The sequence below is a fragment of the Cupriavidus sp. IDO genome, assembly GCF_000812465.1.
In the GTDB taxonomy this organism is placed as follows: domain Bacteria; phylum Pseudomonadota; class Gammaproteobacteria; order Burkholderiales; family Burkholderiaceae; genus Cupriavidus.
On the sequence record NZ_JWMA01000060.1, the window covers coordinates 20,492 to 37,347 of the forward strand.

General features: G+C 68.2%; 15 protein-coding genes. 2 read left to right on the forward strand and 13 right to left on the reverse strand.

The window, feature by feature from the left end; translation table 11 throughout:
* Nucleotides 1-26: 26 nt before the first annotated feature.
* The 13 genes from RM96_RS19135 to RM96_RS19195 all read right to left on the reverse strand — a co-directional run bounded on the left by RM96_RS19135 (nucleotide 27) and on the right by RM96_RS19195 (nucleotide 12,781).
* Nucleotides 27-1,733 (reverse strand): TadG family pilus assembly protein, encoded by a 1,707-nt coding sequence (locus RM96_RS19135; protein ID WP_039012911.1) that lies wholly within the window; start codon nucleotides 1,731-1,733, stop codon nucleotides 27-29.
* Nucleotides 1,730-2,125: a DUF3613 domain-containing protein gene (locus RM96_RS19140; RefSeq protein WP_052279592.1), complete on the reverse strand. Its 396-nt coding sequence runs from the start codon at nucleotides 2,123-2,125 to the stop codon at nucleotides 1,730-1,732. Before RM96_RS19140 ends, RM96_RS19135 begins: the two co-directional genes overlap by 4 nt.
* The gene (locus tag RM96_RS19145) at nucleotides 2,122-2,967 is read right to left on the reverse strand and encodes a pilus assembly protein TadD (protein WP_039012912.1); all 846 of its coding nucleotides are present in this window, start codon (nucleotides 2,965-2,967) and stop codon (nucleotides 2,122-2,124) included. The genes RM96_RS19140 and RM96_RS19145 overlap by 4 nt, the downstream gene beginning before the upstream one ends.
* Nucleotides 2,964-3,995 carry a type II secretion system F family protein gene (locus RM96_RS19150; protein ID WP_039012913.1) on the reverse strand — a complete coding sequence of 344 codons (1,032 nt, stop codon included), beginning with the start codon at nucleotides 3,993-3,995 and terminating at the stop codon, nucleotides 2,964-2,966. The genes RM96_RS19145 and RM96_RS19150 overlap by 4 nt, the downstream gene beginning before the upstream one ends.
* Nucleotides 3,996-4,001: 6 nt before the next feature.
* Nucleotides 4,002-4,928, reverse strand: coding sequence for a type II secretion system F family protein (locus RM96_RS19155; RefSeq protein ID WP_039012914.1), 927 nt, complete (start codon nucleotides 4,926-4,928; stop codon nucleotides 4,002-4,004).
* Nucleotides 4,921-6,237: a CpaF family protein gene (locus tag RM96_RS19160; protein WP_039012915.1), complete on the reverse strand. Its 1,317-nt coding sequence runs from the start codon at nucleotides 6,235-6,237 to the stop codon at nucleotides 4,921-4,923. The genes RM96_RS19155 and RM96_RS19160 overlap by 8 nt, the downstream gene beginning before the upstream one ends.
* A gap of 1 nt (nucleotide 6,238) precedes the next feature.
* Entirely contained in the window at nucleotides 6,239-7,480 is a 1,242-nt protein-coding gene (locus RM96_RS19165; protein ID WP_039012916.1) for an AAA family ATPase, read from the reverse strand.
* Nucleotides 7,481-7,526: 46 nt separating this feature from the next.
* Nucleotides 7,527-8,867 carry a type II and III secretion system protein family protein gene (locus RM96_RS19170; protein ID WP_443112262.1) on the reverse strand — a complete coding sequence of 447 codons (1,341 nt, stop codon included), beginning with the start codon at nucleotides 8,865-8,867 and terminating at the stop codon, nucleotides 7,527-7,529.
* Between the two features lie 111 nt (nucleotides 8,868-8,978).
* Nucleotides 8,979-9,926 (reverse strand): Flp pilus assembly protein CpaB, encoded by a 948-nt coding sequence (gene cpaB, locus RM96_RS19175; RefSeq protein ID WP_039012918.1) that lies wholly within the window; start codon nucleotides 9,924-9,926, stop codon nucleotides 8,979-8,981.
* A gap of 121 nt (nucleotides 9,927-10,047) precedes the next feature.
* Nucleotides 10,048-10,512 (reverse strand): TadE family protein, encoded by a 465-nt coding sequence (locus RM96_RS19180; RefSeq protein WP_039012919.1) that lies wholly within the window; start codon nucleotides 10,510-10,512, stop codon nucleotides 10,048-10,050.
* A 66-nt stretch (nucleotides 10,513-10,578) separates the two neighbouring features.
* Nucleotides 10,579-11,091, reverse strand: coding sequence for an A24 family peptidase (locus RM96_RS19185; RefSeq protein WP_052279593.1), 513 nt, complete (start codon nucleotides 11,089-11,091; stop codon nucleotides 10,579-10,581).
* Nucleotides 11,092-11,103: 12 nt separating this feature from the next.
* Nucleotides 11,104-11,307, reverse strand: coding sequence for a Flp family type IVb pilin (locus RM96_RS19190; protein ID WP_039012920.1), 204 nt, complete (start codon nucleotides 11,305-11,307; stop codon nucleotides 11,104-11,106).
* Between the two features lie 367 nt (nucleotides 11,308-11,674).
* Entirely contained in the window at nucleotides 11,675-12,781 is a 1,107-nt protein-coding gene (locus RM96_RS19195) for a collagen-like triple helix repeat-containing protein (protein ID WP_039012921.1), read from the reverse strand.
* 663 nt (nucleotides 12,782-13,444) lie between these two features.
* Here RM96_RS19195 and RM96_RS19205 point away from each other — a divergent pair.
* Nucleotides 13,445-14,857: a collagen-like triple helix repeat-containing protein gene (locus RM96_RS19205; RefSeq protein ID WP_039012923.1), complete on the forward strand. Its 1,413-nt coding sequence runs from the start codon at nucleotides 13,445-13,447 to the stop codon at nucleotides 14,855-14,857.
* Nucleotides 14,858-15,024: 167 nt separating this feature from the next.
* Nucleotides 15,025-16,692 carry a ShlB/FhaC/HecB family hemolysin secretion/activation protein gene (locus RM96_RS19210; RefSeq protein ID WP_039012924.1) on the forward strand — a complete coding sequence of 556 codons (1,668 nt, stop codon included), beginning with the start codon at nucleotides 15,025-15,027 and terminating at the stop codon, nucleotides 16,690-16,692.
* Nucleotides 16,693-16,856 lie beyond the last annotated feature (164 nt).

Here is a 16,856-nt window from a genome sequence, read left to right on the forward strand (position 1 = left end):
GCCATCAGGCGGTTCGGCGTCATGGCTCAGTACACCAGTTCGGCATTGTTGCAGTCGATGTTGTGCATCCAGAGGTCGGCGGTGCCGAGTTGCAGGCCGAGATTGCCTAGCAAGGTGGGCAGGAAGGCATCCAGGGCAGTACCTACCGGCGCAAGCACCGGGCCGAGGTCAATAGGCGGTAGGACCGTCAAACCTGCCACCTTTGCTGCAACCTGCAGCGCGAGCACTTGCGACAGCACGCCGCCGATCGGATTGGCCGTACCAACCTGAGTGTGTCCGCCGGGAGCGAGGGTGACGTCGCTCCCGGCGGTACTGCCATTCCTGGGATTGTCGATTGCAACGAGATCGAGCAGAGGGATAGTCAGCGCCGAAGCTTTGCCCACTGTGACTTCGCCACCTTTGCAGCCGTCAGTCAGGCACGCCGTGACCAGGCTTGTGTTCACATGCAGGGTCGCGCGCCGGTCCGCCGGTGCCGCAGCACATTGCAACTGAGTCAGATCGGCGGTCGCATCGGCCGCTGTGATATGAAGCGGCAGGTTCAACTCGGCCCCGAGCAACGAACTGACGGGTCCGGTCGAAAGCTGCACTGCCAGCTTCAGATCCACCTGCGCCGAGTGCGCCGTCGTCTGCCACGTTACCGGGCTGCTGCTCAGCTTGCGGGCCGGCCCCACTGCCATCACCGGCGGCTGGATCACAGTCAGACTGGCACTCACCCCACCAAGGCCCGGAGGCAACGGCACGGTAAGGGGCACCGTGAGCGCTGAATTCTTGTTCGCAATCTGCGCCCCCGCAATCAGCAGCTGCGCCACATTCAACCCCACCTCCGCCGCCGACGAAGCCGCCGGCGCCAGCACCCCAAGGTCGATCAGGTCCGCCAGCCTGATGGCGGCAGAAGCCCCGCTCGCGCCGAGCGTGGTCGGCGGGCTGCCGAGCGCGGTGCTCAGCAACGCGTCCTTGCCCACGGCGCCCAGCACCAGCGCGTCAAACTGCTGCAAGGTCAGCGAAGCGTTCAGAAGATCCTGCACGGTCCCGACGCCCAGCTTCAGGCGCAGCTGGTCCAGCGTCACGTTCGCATTGACCAGCCCCTGCCAGTCCACCGCGGAGAAACTGACTGAATTCCGCAGCAGGAAGCTCAGCATGCTGTTGGCCGAGCTGAAGCTGAGCAGGCCGCTGCCGAGCGAGAACGCCGCCACCGGCGGGCTGCCGCTGGCGATGGCTTCGGCATGCAGCTGGCGCGAGCGCCCGCCGGGAATCATGAACAGGATCGGCACGGTCTGCGTGGCCTGCACCCGCACGGCGTTGGGCGAGAGCCGCGTGGCATCGTAGGCGGCGTTGAAGTGCCGCACGGTATCGCCGGCGCTGTTGTATGCCGGATCCCACACGCCGAGGCAGGCCGTCATGGCATCGGCACCGCCGCTGGCTGCCGAAGCGCAGCCGAGCGCCGTGCCGGCCGCATACCCGTTCTGGCTGCCGATGGTGCGCACCGTATCGAGCACGGCGGCGCCCTGCTGGGATGCGTCGGCGGCGAGCTTCAGTTGCTGCGCGCCCGACAGCGCTGCCATGTCCACCATGTTCTGCAGTTGCCGCTGCCGCATGAACACGTGTCCCACGTCGATGGACAGCAGCGCCACGAACGCCACCGAGACGATGAGCATCACCGCCATCACGCTCACGGCGCCGCGCGATGCGCGGCGCGCGCGTGCCAGCCGGGGCGCCCGCTTGCCTGGCGTCATTGCCCGTTGAAAGCCTGCCCGGCCGAGCCGGAGCGCACGGTGGAGGCGTTGGCCTGCCCGGTGTAGAACTCAGGCAGCGCGAAGCGGAAGCTGTTCAGGTAACGCTCGTAGCCGAGCGCTGCCTGTTCGCCGCTCAGCGGCACCATGGGGCCCGCCTGCGTGCCTTCGCGCTGGATGGCGAGAATCGCCCGCGTGCTGGCGCCAATCTCAGGCAGCGCTGGCCGCTGTGCCGACACATCTGGCGGCGGGCTTGCCGACGCTGGCGGTGCGGGCTGCGCGCCGGCATCCTGTGCGAGCGCCGCCGGCGATGCCGCGAGCAGGCACAGCAATACGCCGCACGCGATTGCCAGCGGCGGCGCGGCCAGTCTTCGATCGAAAGCGCGATGGTTCATGGCGTGGCTCCTTCCTGCACGGCAACGGTAAGCGGCTTCTGCACGGCGGCAATCGCCGTGGGCTGGCTTGCCATGGCCGGCGTGCGGGCGGCAGGCTTTGCGCCGGCGCGGTCGCGCGTGACAGCGGCGCGGGCAACGCGGTCGGCTTCCTTGCGGATCGCGCTGCGGGTGGCTTCGGGCAAGGCGGCCTTCTGCATCATGGCGGTAGCCTGGGCGCGCTTGCCATCGGCCATCAGCCAGACCGCGGCATTGCTGATCACGCGCGGATTGCGGGCATCGAGCTGCAGCGCCTGCATGACCGGCACCCGCGCTTCCTGCAATGCACCCGCGCGCATCAGCGCGTAGCCCAGGTCGCTGGCGATCTGCGGGTTGACGGGATCGAGCGCGCTGGCCTGCCGCAACTCCAGGATCGCGTGGGGGAAGTCGTCCCGGCGTCCCGCCAGCAGCCCCAGTCCGTGATGCGCGTGGGCGGCCTGTGCGCCTTGCGAGGTCGCGGCCAGTTGCCCGTAGGCGTCGGCCGCGGCGGCGTCCTGGCCGGTCTCGCGCAGTGCGTCGGCGCGCATGGCGAGGATCTCGGGCCCGCTGCCGAAGCGCTGCTGGTAGACCTCGATATGCGCCAGCGAGGCGAAGTAAAGCCCCTCCTGCTGCATCTTCCTGATCAGGCCGAGGTAGACCGCCTGGTCGCTGTATTCGGCGCGCGCGGTCTTGTCGCGCAGTTTTGCCAGCTCGACCTGCGCCTCCGCCTGCTGGCTGATCATGGCGGCCCCGTTATCGTTGGCGGCACAGCCTCCGAGCAGCACCAGCGCCACCGCAGCGAACGCCCGGCCGAATCCTTGCGTCATTTTCCACCCCCCATATGTGCCAGCATGCGGATCACGCCGAGAAAGCCCGGCCCCGCCGTGATGATCAGCAGGACCGGCAACAGGCTCACCACCATCACCGCGGTCATCTTCACGGTCAGCCGGCCGATCTGGTCCTTCATGCGTGCCTTGCGCGCTTCCTGCATGCGCAGCCCGAACTGGCGCAGCGGCTCCTGCACCGCCCCGCCGTGCCGGTCCACCTGCGTGAGAAGCGTGATCAGGCTCTTCAGGTCTTCGCTGTCGAACAGGCGCCCGATACGCAGCAGCGTCTGCTCGCGCGAGCGCCCCGACGCGAACTGCTGGTTGGCACGGCTCAGTTCCGGCCCCAGCACGTGCAGCATGCCGCCGAACTCCGCCACGATGACCTGCAGGCTCTGGTCGATGGACAGGCCCACGCCCTGCAGCAGGCGCAGCATGTCGATCAGCACGGGCAGCTCGTCGTCCACCATCAGCAACCGTGCCGCCGCGCGCCGGCGTAGGAAGGACTTGGGTGCCAGATAGGCGATGGCAAAGGTGCCAAAGCCCCAGGCGAGACTGCCGACCCAGCCGCCGGCCAGGTGCCACGCCATGGCGCCTGCCGCCAGCAGCAGCGGCAAGCCGAGCCGCAGCGCGCCGAACGTGGCGCGGGCCTGCACGCCGTACCAGCCGCACTGCTCGAGCAGGACCTGATCTTCCTGCGACACGATGGCGCGTCCCCACGGCGATTCCAGCCAGCGTTCGCTGAAGCGCTCGCCGAGGCGCGCGCCGAGCTGCGCGGCCGCTCCGCCCGCCGCATTGGCCACGCCGGCCGCTGCACCACCAGCGCGCGCGGCTGCCTGCGGCGGCACGGTACTGCCGGCGGCCGGTTCCGCAGCCGGCGCGCCTGCCGCGCGCTGGCGCGCCAGCGCGGAATCGATCGTGCGGGCCGCCAGGCGGCGCTGGCGCCAGTCGCGCAGCAGGGGCAGCGTCAGCGCCGCCACGCCGCAGGCGGCGGCCAGGAGGCTGAGCGAGAACAAGGTCAGGATGTCCATATGCGCCTAGATCGACTTTGCCAGCCGGTAGAGCATGAAGGCGCCGGCCACCTCCAGCCCGAGCGCGCTCAGCAGCATGGTCTTGCCCGTCGGGTCCTTCCACATCATCATGATGTAGCCCGCATTCAGCACGAACAGGCTGCCCGCGACGACCAGCGGCAGCAGGCCGAGGACCCATGCCGAGAGCCGCGTCTCGGCCGACAGCGCCATCAGCTCGCGCTGCGCCTGCTCGCGGTCGCGCATAAAGTTGGCGGTGCGCTCCATCACCACGTCGGCGCGCCCGCCGTAGCGGACCGACAGCCTCAGCACCGAAGACACCAGCATCAGCTCGTCGATGCGATACACGCGACCGACCTGCAACACGGCCTGGTCAAGCTCCTTGCCGGCGCGCTGCAGGTGAATGGCCTGGATCAGGCACTGGCGCAGCGGCGCCTCGGTGTTGGCGATGGAATTCTGGAAGGCCGCGGGCACGCTGCTGCCGATCGTCATCAGGCGCACCACGCCATCGAGAAATCCCGGCAGTTGCAGCAGCAGCTTCTTGTGGATGCGGCGCACGCGGTTCCACAGCAGGAACGCCCACACGGCCGCGCACATGGCCAGCATGGCCGCGGCGCCGATCCAGCCACCGGCCGCTGCCGCAACCAGCACCAGCAGCAGCACGGGCGCGCCCCACAGGAAGTAAGTCCGGCGCGTGGGCGAGAGGTCCGCGCGGCGCATCAGGTCTGCCCAGCGGCGTTTCAGGTCGCGCGGCGGCTGCTGCAGCGACGGGTCGGGCGTCTGCACATAGCGCATGCGCACCTGTTCGGTCTGCGCCTGCAGGAAGGCCTGCGCCTGCTCCTTGCGGGCGCGCGCCTGCGCGCTGGCCAGCAGCAACAGCCCCAGGCCGGTCACGACCAGGGCCATGGCGATAAGGAGCAAGGCCGCGCTAGACATCGAAGCGGTCGTCCAGCATGAAGCCCGCCGGGCGCATGCGCGCCAGCTTGGGCGAGTGCGGCAGGATGCCGAGCGAGAGCCAGCGGTCCGTCTCGGTGCCGTCCGGCGCGGTGAACGGCTCGTGGCGGTACAGCTCCTGCGTGGAAATGATGTTGTCGCCCAGGCCGGTCACCTCGGTGATCGACAGGATGCGCCGCTTGCCGTTGGACAGGCGGCCGATCTGCACGATGAAGTCGATGGCGTTGGCGATCTGCCGCCGCAGGCTCAGCTCGCTGCCCTGGAAGCCGGCAAAGCCGGCCAGCATTTCCAGCCGGTACAGGCATTCGCGCGGGCTGCTGGCGTGGATGGTGCCCATCGAGCCGTCATGGCCGGTGCTCATCGCCTGCAGCATTTCCAGCACTTCGCCGCTGCGCACTTCGCCGACGATGATGCGGTCGGGGCGCATGCGCAGGCTGTTGCGCAGCAGGTCGCGGATCGACACCACGCCGGTCCCTTCGAAGCCGCCGGGGCGGCTTTCCAGACGGACCACGTGCGGGTGGTTGAGCGCCAGTTCGGCGGTATCTTCGATGGTGATGACGCGCTCGCTGGTCGGCACGAAGGTCGCCAGCGCGTTGAGCAGCGAGGTCTTGCCCGAGCTGGTGCCGCCGCTCACCAGGATGTTGCAGCGCGCCTTCACTGCCGCCTCCAGCAGGTCGCTGATCTCCGGGCTCATGGTGCCCAGGGTCTGCAGGTCGGCCGGCGTCATCGGGTCCTTGCGGAACTTGCGGATCGATACCACCGGGCCTTCCAGCGCCAGCGGCGGAATCACCACGTTGATGCGGCCGCCGTCGGGCAGGCGCGCATCGACCATCGGATTGGATTCGTCCAGCCGCCGACCGATCGGCGCGAGGATGCGGCGCACGATGCGCAGCAGATGGCCGCTGTCGGCAAAGCGCACCGGAATGCGCTCCAGCACGCCGTGGCGCGACACGTAGACATCCATATGGCCGTTGACCAGGATATCTTCCACCGCCGGATCGTTGAGCAGGTCTTCGATCGGGCCGAAGCCGGCCAGCTCCTTGGTCAGCGCCTCGGCGATCTGGCGCAGCTCGGCCTCGTTGATCGGGATACGGCGCAGCCGCGTGAAGCTTTCCAGCTCCAGGTCGACAAAGCGGTGGATGGCCGTGCGCGACCAGCGGCCGAACTCCGCGCCCAGTTCCTCGATACGCGTCAGCAGGTGCTCGTGCGCGGCTTCCTTGATATTGTGGAATTCCTGCGAGACAGGAAACGGTGCCGGGGCATTGTCTGAGAATTCGATCGGTTGCGTCATGTCAGTTTCCATGCCGTGCCGCACGCACTGCACGCAGCACCTGAGGCAGTTTTTGCTTCAACCGGGCCAGCGGGCCGGGTTCCGGAACGCGGGCGGCGCGATAGCCCAGCCGCACCAGCAGATCGCCCAGCGCGCGCACATAGGGGTGATGCGGACTGTCGTCGGCCAGCACCGCCGCGCGGTTCGTGGCCATCACCAGGGATTCGCGGCTGTCGGGGACCATGCTGACCGAGCGCACGCCAACCCGCTCCGCGATCTGCACGGCATCGACACCCAAGCGCGCATCGAAGCGCGACACCAGCAGGTGCAGGTCGCCCCGTTCAATTTCGCGCGCTTTCAGCTCGTGCAGCACTTCGGCCGCCGAGACGATGGCGCCCACGCTCTGCTCGGTGACCAGGATCACGCTGTCGGCCGCCTTGACAATCTGTGCGGTGAACTCGGCGTTTGCAAAGCCGCCAAGATCGATGACCTGCACGTCGAAGAACGCGCGCAGCCGCTCGAGCAGGCTGGCCGCTTCCGAGTAGGAGATATCGCGCAGCTCGGCAAGTGAAGCCGGCAGCGGCAACACGCATACGCCATTGGCGTGGCGCGCGAGCGCCGTCTGCACGAACACCTGGTCGAAGCGGCGCAGGTTGCGCACGGCCTCGACAAAATGAAAGCCGGGGTTGACGTTGAGGTAGAGCGCACCGTCGCGCGCGGGCAGGCCAAGATCGAGCAGCAGGACTTCGGCGCGCGACTCCGGCTTGTCTCGCAGCAGCATCTGGCGTCGCGCCACCGCCGCCAGATTGACTGCAAGGGTCGTCACGCCGACGCCGGGCCGCGCACCAAGCACGGCCACGATCCGGCCCTGGCGCGCCGCCTCGGCCGGCCGCACATTTTCGCTCGGCACCGCCAGGCGCGTGACCACTGCCGCGGCATCTGCCGGCGCGCCATGCACATCGATAAAGTCCTTCACGCCCACGCGCAGCGCCGCCAGCATCGCGCCGGGCTCGTCGGCCCGCCCCACCGCAACCACCGGCAGGCCCGGGAACAGCCGCGACAGCTGTTCCCCCAGCCGCGCCGACGAGTCGGCCAGCTCGGCCGAGAAATGCAGCAGCACCAGCCCCGGACGAAGTTCCCCAACGCGCTCGATGAACGCCTCCTGCGAACGATCTTCGGTCAGCAGTGTCCCGATCCCGCCGAGCGCGCTGCCAAGCCAGCTGCGCACTTCACCCTGCGCCGCGTGCAACAGGAAGTAATCCATGAAACCGTCTCGTTGATGTTGACTGTGTCTTCGCCTGCGGCCGTGCCTACTTCGAGAACCCCGGCAGGGTCGGGTCCGCGTACTCGCCCAGCATGTACCAGCCCCAGACGTTGGGATCCGCGCTGGTACGCCCGTCGCCGCCTACTGCGCCGGCAGCCGGCGCGCCCTTGGCCAGCGGCTTCACCAGCCGGGGCGTGACGATGATCATCAGTTCGCGGTCTTCCTGGTGGAAGTTCAGGTTCTTGAAGAAGGTGCCGATCACCGGCAGGTCGCCCAGCAGCGGCACCTTGCTCACATTGCTGACCGTATTGCGGCTGACCAGCCCGCCGATCACGAAGCTCTCGCCGTCGCCCAGCTCCACGGTAGTGTCGGCACGGCGCGTGACGATGGCCGGCACCACCGCGCCGTTGATTGAGATACCGCGCGACGGGTCGAGATCGCTGGCCTCTGGCGCCACCTTCAGCGCAATGCGCTGGTCCGACAACACGGTGGGCGAAACCGTCAGGCCGATGCCGAACGGCTTGAACTGGATGGTGGTGGTCCCGAGCGCCTGCGGCACCGGAATCGGGATCTCGCCGCCGGCCAGGAAGCTCGCGCTCTGTCCCGACAGCGCCACCAGGCTGGGCTCGGCCAGCACGCGCGCCAGCCCGTTGGCCTCCAGCAGGCTGATATTGGCGAAGATGCCGTGCGACAGCGATGCCGCCACCAGGTTGAACGCATTGCTGATCGGCGTCGAGATATCCGCGCTGAAGCTGCCGTTGGCGCCGCCCGTGCCGGGCGTGAAGGTGAACTTGTTCAGCGACGACGGCGAGAACGTGCCGAACGCGAACCCCGAGTTGTTCCGGAAGAAGTTCATGCCGACTTCCTTAAGCACGGTCTTGCTGATCTCCACCACCTTCACGTCTACCTGTACCGTGCCGCTGACCGGCACCGTGGAGCGGTCTACCACCAGTCCGCCCTTGCCGTCTGCCTTGCCGGTGGCAGCACGCGCGGCCGCCTGCGCGCGCGCGGCGGCGTAGGCATCGGGAGACTGGCCGGTGATCGTCGCACCGGCCGCCGAGTAGCTGACGCTGGCGCCGCCCGGATCCGGGGCGATGGCGTCGACCTGCACGGTATAGCTGAGCGGCGCGGCGCCGCGCGTCCAGATCATCAGGTCGGTCACGCCAGGCTGCTTCGCCACCACCAGCACGCTTGGCGACCCGCTGCGTTGCTTCAAGAGGAGCGCATCCGCCACCGCCGGGTTGCCCACGGCAACGCGCTCGATCTGCCGCGCGAGCCGGATTTCCTTTTGCGCGCCGGCCATCAGGCGCATGGTGCGCGCGGGGCCGGCGGCATCCTGGGCGTGCGCGCGTGGCGCAACGGCTGCGATCGCGGCCATGGCCAGCATCGTGCCGAACACGGCCTTCATCATGGCTACGCGTAGCGTGGCTACCTGGCTCTTGGTCTTGATTTGCATAGGGTTGGGGCCCGCTGTTGGTCTTGTTGCCAGGCTGCCCGGCTATTCGATTGCGCGCTTGCCGGCGCGGATGACTTCCACGCCGGCCGTCTCCCTCGGCGGGCGCGGCGGCGCCATTGCCGCGGTTTGCAAAGGCCTGGGTTGTGCGGGTGCGGGGGCGCGCGCCGCCGGCTGCCCGGCGCCAGCCATGCCAGCGAGCGCTACGCCTGCCATGGCGCGGTCCGGCGCGGCACGCGGGGCATCGGCCGGCACGCCTGCGCGCGCGACCAGTGCGGGCACAGGTTCGGCAAACATGCCGTCGCTGGGCGTCGCCTCGTCATGCGGATTGCGCAGCGCCAGCAGCAGGCGCCCCGAGTGCTGCGCCATGGCCAGCTGGCTGACCTGTTCCAGCGGCACCGACAGCACGGCCGTCTTCGCGCCTTCGCGGCGCGTCATCATCTGATCGGCCTGGGGCTTCTGCGATTCGTTGACGGCGCCGTTGCCGTAGGCCAGCACGCGCAGCTTCGACAGCAGCATGCGCGCCTGGCTTTCCGGGATTTCCTGGTTGTCGCGGCGCAGGATCAGGAACACGTCGACGAAATCGCCGGGCTGGACCTGGTTGCCGACGCCAATCACTTCATCGACCGCGATCGCCACGGCACGCTCGCCCTCCGGCACCTGTCCCGCAAGCCCGGCCAGCAGCTGGCCTTCGAGCACGGGCACGCTGGCGCCGAGCGCGACGAGCGGAATCTGGCCTGCCACGCGCTCTACCTCGCTGTAGGCGCCGGCCGGCTGGATAGGAAGCATCTCGACCTTGAGCGCATCCGCCGGCATGGGCTTGCCCGGCTCGACCGCGCGCGTGGTCACCACGATGGGATGCAGCGTCGCCGCACCCTTCGCCTGCTCCGCGGGCACGGCGGGCCTGCGCCCGACCTGCCACGCCAGCAGCGCAAGCAGCGCGGCCAGCGCGAGCAGGACAACCGCAAGAATCCGGATCTGCTTACTGGTCATGCCTGAGCTCTCTTTGCCGGGCTGCTGGTTGATGAAGAAAATTCGGAGAACGGCCGTCGCCCGGCCACGCGGCGAACGTGCGGCAGGGTATGGCGATAAGGAATCTGCGCGAGGCCGGGCATCAGGTATCCGGGGAAAGCTGGACCATGGCGGTACCGGAAAGCGTTGGCGGCACCGGCACCAGCGGTACCGAGGGCAGGATCGCGGAAGTGGTCAGGTTCAGCGTGACGCGCACGCAGACGTTGCCGGATGTGGACGAGCAACTGACGGCCTGTGCCACGCCGGCCGGCGGAATCAGCGCGCCAAGGGAAGCGGGAAGCGTGGCGATTGCGGTGGCGGCAGCCGCGTTGACGCGCTGTGCCTGCATGGCGGCCGGATTGGCTGCCGATACCCCGCTGGGGTAGCGCAGCGCGGCGCGCGCGCCCTCTTCGGCTGCCAGCGTGAGCACCTGCTGCAACGCCAGCACCAGGCCGTAATACACGATCGCGATCACCACCGCGAGCAGCGCCGGTGTCACGATCGCAAACTCAAGCGCTGCGATGCCTGCGCGTCGCGTGCGCCTGATGGAATATCCCCGCGGCAACATACTGATCCGGTCCTGTTCTGTGATTGCGCCGACCGGCGGCGCCCTCCCCGTGGCGCGCATATTCAGCTACGCGCCGCCAGCCATCCACACCAGCAGTCCGATGGCAAGGTAGGCGGCATATGGAATGCCGCGCGCCTTGCTCAACTGTCCCCCGGCCGTCGGTTCGTTGTCCGTTTCGTTGCCTGTGTTGCTGCCCGTTTCGTTGCCTGCTTCTTTGCCCGATTTCCGCCTGCTTCGCCCGATGGCGGATGCCGCCCAGGCCAGCAGCGCGTGCGCCAGCCCGAGCAGGTTGCCGACGACCCATGCGGCGACCAGCCCCTGCGGACCCGTGAAGAGTCCGGCCACGGCCAGGAACTTGACGTCGCCCGCCGCCATGCGCCCGAGGGCGTATACCGGCAGCGTGACGGCAATGCCAAGCCCGGCGCCAAGCAGGCGCGCGCCCATCCCGGGTTCCGGCGCATTGCCGGTCAGCAGCGCCAGCCCAAGGGCGAGCAGCACCGCCAACAGCAATGCGTTGGGAACGCGTCGGTAAGCCAGGTCAGTCCAGATGGTCGCCGTGCAGAACAGCGCGGCAATCACGCCAGCATCAAGTCAGCCACCTGCGGCAGGCGCGCTGCCTTTCGGAAGCCACGTAGAGACCTTGTTGGCAAGGCCCTGGAAGCCATCGCTGAGATTGGTGCCGAGCGAGCCTGCAGCGACGGCGATGGAAAGCGCAATGAGGCCCGCAATCAAGCCATATTCGATTGCGGTTGCGCCGCGTTCGTCCCGGATAAAGCGTGTAACCAGCTCTTTCATGATGTCACTCCCGAAGTGATCGTCCACCCTGTGATCACGCCGCCCCGTTCGTTATCGCGGGGCTCTGCGGTCCCACACTTTTATCTATGTTTCACGCTGGTAATTCTTATAAGGCATGAATTGTCTCAACCATACCCTTCGTTTGGGCTAGGCGAAACTATCTACCTAGAATAGGACATGCGTTTGAAACGCCAAAGTCCCGGGGCCTCTCGCCAATTGTCAAAGAACGGTCCGCCAGCCGGAAACCGGCCTGGGGCCTGATGCGGCGGCCCGTGAGCCGCCACATCAGGTGGAATAAAAAAATGCGCCGCGACGGGGTGAAGTGCGACGGCGCACCGTGAAAACCCTAAACCTTAGGATGAGACATTCAGCGCAGCAGCCCGCCCACCGGCAACGGTAGCGGCAGCGCCTTGGCGTCGCCGCCACTGCCACCGGCAGCGCTCTTCACGCCTGAAGCCAGGCCCGTGACCGGCGCAAGCAGGGTCGTCAGCGGCCCGAGCGGACTGCTCTGGCCATCGCTCTTGCTGGCCACCGTACTGCCTCCGGCGGCCAGCGACAGGTTGTTCAGCACGCCGCCGAGCGGGTTACCGCCGCTGCTGCCGCCGGAGCCGCCCTGCACCAGCACGCCGGCCGCCGCCACGGTCTTGCCGGCTTCGGTCACCACGCCGCCGACGGGGGAGATAACCGGCGCATTGGTATTGGTCAGCATGCTGCCGCCGGTGGCGACGGTATTGCCGACCTTGGTCAGCAGGCCGTCCATCGGGGCACCCGCACCGGTCATGGCGCCCGCATTCTGCGTGCCGTCGGTCAGCTGAGTGGTCAGCGGCACGATGGCCGTGCTGGTGCTGCCGGTCAGTTGCGCGACCGGGCCACCGGACAATGCATCGCCCAGCTTGCCGCCAGCGGCGCTCACGGCACCGCCCACCTTCTGGACCACGCCCGAGACGGGCGTCGTCAACGGCGCCAGCGGCGAGAGCTGCTCCGTGCCGAGCCCGCCGACCAGCTGGCCGGCGCTGGTCACGGTGTCGCCCGCCTTCTGCACGACGTTGCCGGTGCTGGCAACCGTCACGCCGACCGGGTTGTCGACAGCGCCCATCTGCCCGAGGCCATCGCGCACGCCGGCGCCCAACGCGCCGACGGTCTCACCGGCATTCACCACCACACCGCCCGCACCGTTGCGCGCATCTGCGGGCAGCAACGGGATCGGCGCGTCCTGGATCTGCTTGCCGATCCCGCTCACGGCATTGCCGGTGGCCATCACCGTGTTACCGGCGCTCTCGACACTCTTGGCAGTCGGCGTGGTGTCAGGCGTGGAGGCCGGCGTCGGCATGACCGGCGTAGTGTTGTTGCCATTGGAAGAGGGATTGACGCCACTGCCGCCTCCGCTCGAGGAGCAGCCCGCAAGCAGGGCCAGGGCCACGCAGGCGGCTGCAACGGAAGTCATGGAGCGATGGACCCGGTTATTCGTTTTCATTCTGTTTCTCCTGTTGTAATGGCTTCCGGCATGCAAGACCGGCTTCGCTGCTGCGCTGCGCCTTGCCCGCAGGCAGGCACGGCAGCCTGGCGCAGCACGTGTTCGCCGGCGCCTCGGGTATCACTGATGGCAAGCTGCGTGCCAGCGCTCCGGCCACGCGCCGGCGGCGAAGGTTTGCGCTGCCCGTGAACGCCTTCAAAGCCTTGCGGGGTGCGGGTTTCGGGGTAGTGCAAGAAGCGCCGCGCGAGATGCCGAAGCCGTGCTCCGGCATGGGGTGACGGTGTTACGTGCTACGTAACGTGTTCCGCCCGCCACGGAACATCGATGGCGCCGGAAGCCGCCTCGCGCGCGCCGTGCGCAGCCATCGCCGGCGCCTGCACCATCCGCCCTTTTGTTCCCGCCAGCCGACACACGTTACGTAACGCGTAACGCGAATGCCGGCCCCGCACCGCCACGTGCGTTCGACCGACGTGAATTCCCGACCACCCGCAAAGCCGCGCCACCGCTGCCTCTACGGGTAGCCCGCCCTACTTCGGAGGGAGGTGCGGCCGGCCCGGCATCCGGATTGGCACACCCATTGCGCTATGCAGAGTGCCGACGCTCGCTGGAGCGATAAGCGATGCGCGGCAAGGCGATTTAAACGACGGGAATAAGGGATCAATCATGCGCAAGCAACAATTCACTTTGGCGGCACTCCTCGCAACGCTGCTGGCCCTTGGTGGCTGCGCCAGCGGCAGCGGGTCGACTTCGATGGGAACGAGCGGTACGAGCGGCACGTCCGGCGCCAAGACTTCGGGCGGCAGCAATAGCGGGACGGACGGCACCGGCGGCTTGGGCCTCGCCGGTGGTACGGATGGTACTGGAGATACGGGCGGCAACAACGGTGGCAACAACAACGGTGGCAACAACGGCGGCGGCACCGCGCCCGCGGCGCTTACGCCGACCGCGGCCGTCGTCAACGACACCGGCTCGGTAGTCGGCGGTGCCGGCAGCACCGTCAGCGATCTGGGCACGCAGATCGGCAATGCCGGCCTGCCGCTCGTGCCGGCCCAGACCCAGAGCGGGCTGGGCGCCACCGTCACGTCCGTCGGCGACGCCGTCGGCGCGCTGGCCACCGGCCTGCAATCGGGCCTCGGCAATCCCAACGCATCCAATCCGATCGGCACAACGGTGGCAAGCACCGGCAATGTGGTGAGCGAAGTCGGCAACGCGCTGGCGAACACGGGCAGCGCCGTGAGCGGCCTCGGCACCGGGCAACTGTCGCCGCAGGCACCGCTGGCGACTCCGCTGGGCAATGTGGTCACACAACTCGGCGGCGCGGTCGGCGGCGCGGGCGACAAGCTGACCACGGTGCTGTCGAGCGGGCCGGTCGAGCAGCTGACCGGAACCGCCAGCAAGGCCATCGTGCCGCTCACCTCGCAACTGACCAGCGCCACGCAGACGATCGGCGGCACTACCGGCCTGGGCGCACCCGCGGCCGGCCTGCTCGCTACCGTTGGCGGCGCGCTGGCCACGGCCGGCACGACGCTCAGCCAGACCAACACCCCGGTGGTGTCCGGTGTGGGCGGTGTGGTCAACGGCGCTGGCAACACCGTAGCGGTGCTCGGCGGCGCGGTGAACGGCACCGGCAGCGGTGGCTCATCGTCGCCGCTGGCACCGGTCACCGGCCTGGTCAGCGGCCTCACTGGCGGACTGCCCGGTGCGGCTGGCGGTGGCTCTTCGTCACCGCTGGCGCCGGTCACCGGCCTGGTCGGCGGCCTCACTGGCGGACTGACCGGCGCGGCTGGCGGTGGCTCTTCGCCACCGCTGGCACCGGTCACCGGCCCGGTGAGCGGGGCGACAGGCGGCATCGCAGCCGTGGCACCCGCTGCCGGCTCGGGCAGCAGCACCGGAGCGGGCACGGCAGCGCTGGCACCGGTCACTGGCATCGTCGCCGGCCTCACGGGCGGAAACGCCACTGGCAGTTCCGGCGGCTCCACGTCCGGCAAGGGCTCCACCACGGGCGCGACCGGTACGGTAGGCGGCCTGGTCGGCGGACTGCTGGGCGGCCTGTCCGGCGCTCTCGGCCACAAGTAATTCCACCGCAGCATGCCGCCCGCGCCGGAGCGCGGGCGGCGCAGCAACCCGATTCAGCGTAGCAGCCACGCGCACCGCGCATCAGCAGGCCCGGGGGTAGCGGCAACCCCCGCGCCAGTGGCACGCCACGTCATAGCCGCAGTGTCTTGGCTTACAGGGGTTTTGCCATGCGTGCACGTCATCGTGTAGCCGCGCTGCTGGTCGGCGTCGGCTCGCTCCACACCATTCCCGCCTTTGCTGACGCCCGCAGTCCTGTCCAGGGCGATCCGACCCAGACCATTCCGAAGATCGCGCCGGCTCGCCCGGACAGCAGCGTGACCGTCCAGGTCGAACGGCCGCAGGCCGCGATGCAGGACCTGCTCAATGCGCGCCTCACGCCGAAGCGCTTCAGGATCGAAGGCTCAAAAACCCTGCCGTTCGAAGAGATCGCCGCGCAGTTCTTGCCGCTGGCCAATCGTGAAATCACGGTCGGCCAGCTGCTCGAAGCGGCCAATGCCGTCACGAAGATATACCAGGAGCGCGGCTATCCGCTCTCGTTCGCCTTCGTGCCGGCGCAGACCTTCGAGAACGGCGATGTGCTGGTCACGGTGGTCGAAGGCTATGTCTCGAAGGTGACCGTGAAAGGCAAGCCCGGCCCGGCGGAACAACGGCTGCGCAAGATTGCGGAAATGCTCCAGCAGGACCGCCCCCTGCGGCAGGCCAGTTTCGAGCATTACGTGAACGTGCTGGCGCAACAGCCCGGCATGCAGGTGGCCGCCACGGTCCAGCCGCCGCAGACCACGGATGGCGCCTGCGAGATGATCCTCGACGTCAATCGCAAGCCTTTCACGTTCGGTACCGGTATCGAATACATGTCGCCGGGGCTGCGCGCCATCGCCACCGCGACCACCAACAGCCTGACGCCGCTGGGCGAGCAGATCTCCGTCTCGGCGCTGTTCCCGAAAGGCCGCGACAACGAAGAGTTCTACGCGGCCTCATACGCGCAGCCGATCGGCACCGAAGGCATGATCGCCAGGCTCAACGCCTCGCACTATCGCGGCGTGCCGCAGAACAGCACGCTCGAGCCGCTCGGCTTCAACCCGCGCTATGTCAACGACACCAAGCGCATCGGCGCCACGCTGAGCTACCCGCTGCTGCTCTCGAACGCGCACGCGCTGACCGTCACGGGCGGCATGTACGGCGCCGACCAGTTCGAGCGCTACACCCACACCGCCACCGGCACGCAGGTCACGCTCGGCACCAACGTACGCGTGGTGAGCGCGGAGCTCGCCTACATACAGCGCCGCGAAGGCATGACGCGCAGTGCCACGCTGAGCCTGTTCAAAGGCGTCGACGCACTCGGCGCGAGCCGCCAGAACAACCAGAACGACCTGAACTTCCTGCGCGCCCGGCTGCTGCTTTCGCAATCCATCGAACTGCCGGCCGCGTTCATTGCCACCGTTGCCGCGGCCGGGCAATACAGCGCCAACCGGCTGGCATCGGGCGAGCAGATCAGCTTTGGCGGACGCTTCTTCGGGCTGGGCTATCCCGCCGGCGAGGTGGCCGGAGACAAGGGCTGGGCGGCGTCTGCGGAAATCGGCCGGATGTTCGTGGCGGACCTGGCTTACCTGCGGACGCTGCAGCCGTATATCGCCGCTGACGTGGCGCGTGTGTTCTCCAACAGCGTGTCGCTGTCGCACCGCAGTTTGTCGTCAGTGGCGCTGGGGGTGCGGTTTTCCGATCGGAAGTACTACACGCTGGATCTTTCGGTGGCGCAGCCGGTGGGGGACAAACCGACCAATGCGAGTCATCGGTCGCCGCGGATCAATATGACGTATTCGTATCAGTTTAATTGATGGGGTGCTGGTCTGCAGTTGGGGTTGGTGGCTGCGGTTTGACGCTGTCGAAGGTTCGACGGCCCCGTTTCGCCCTGCCGGGCGACCTACTTATATGAACGCGCCCCGGTTTGCAAGGTAAGACGAACATGCTGGCTTGAGCAGGACTGGTTGCAGACTTATAT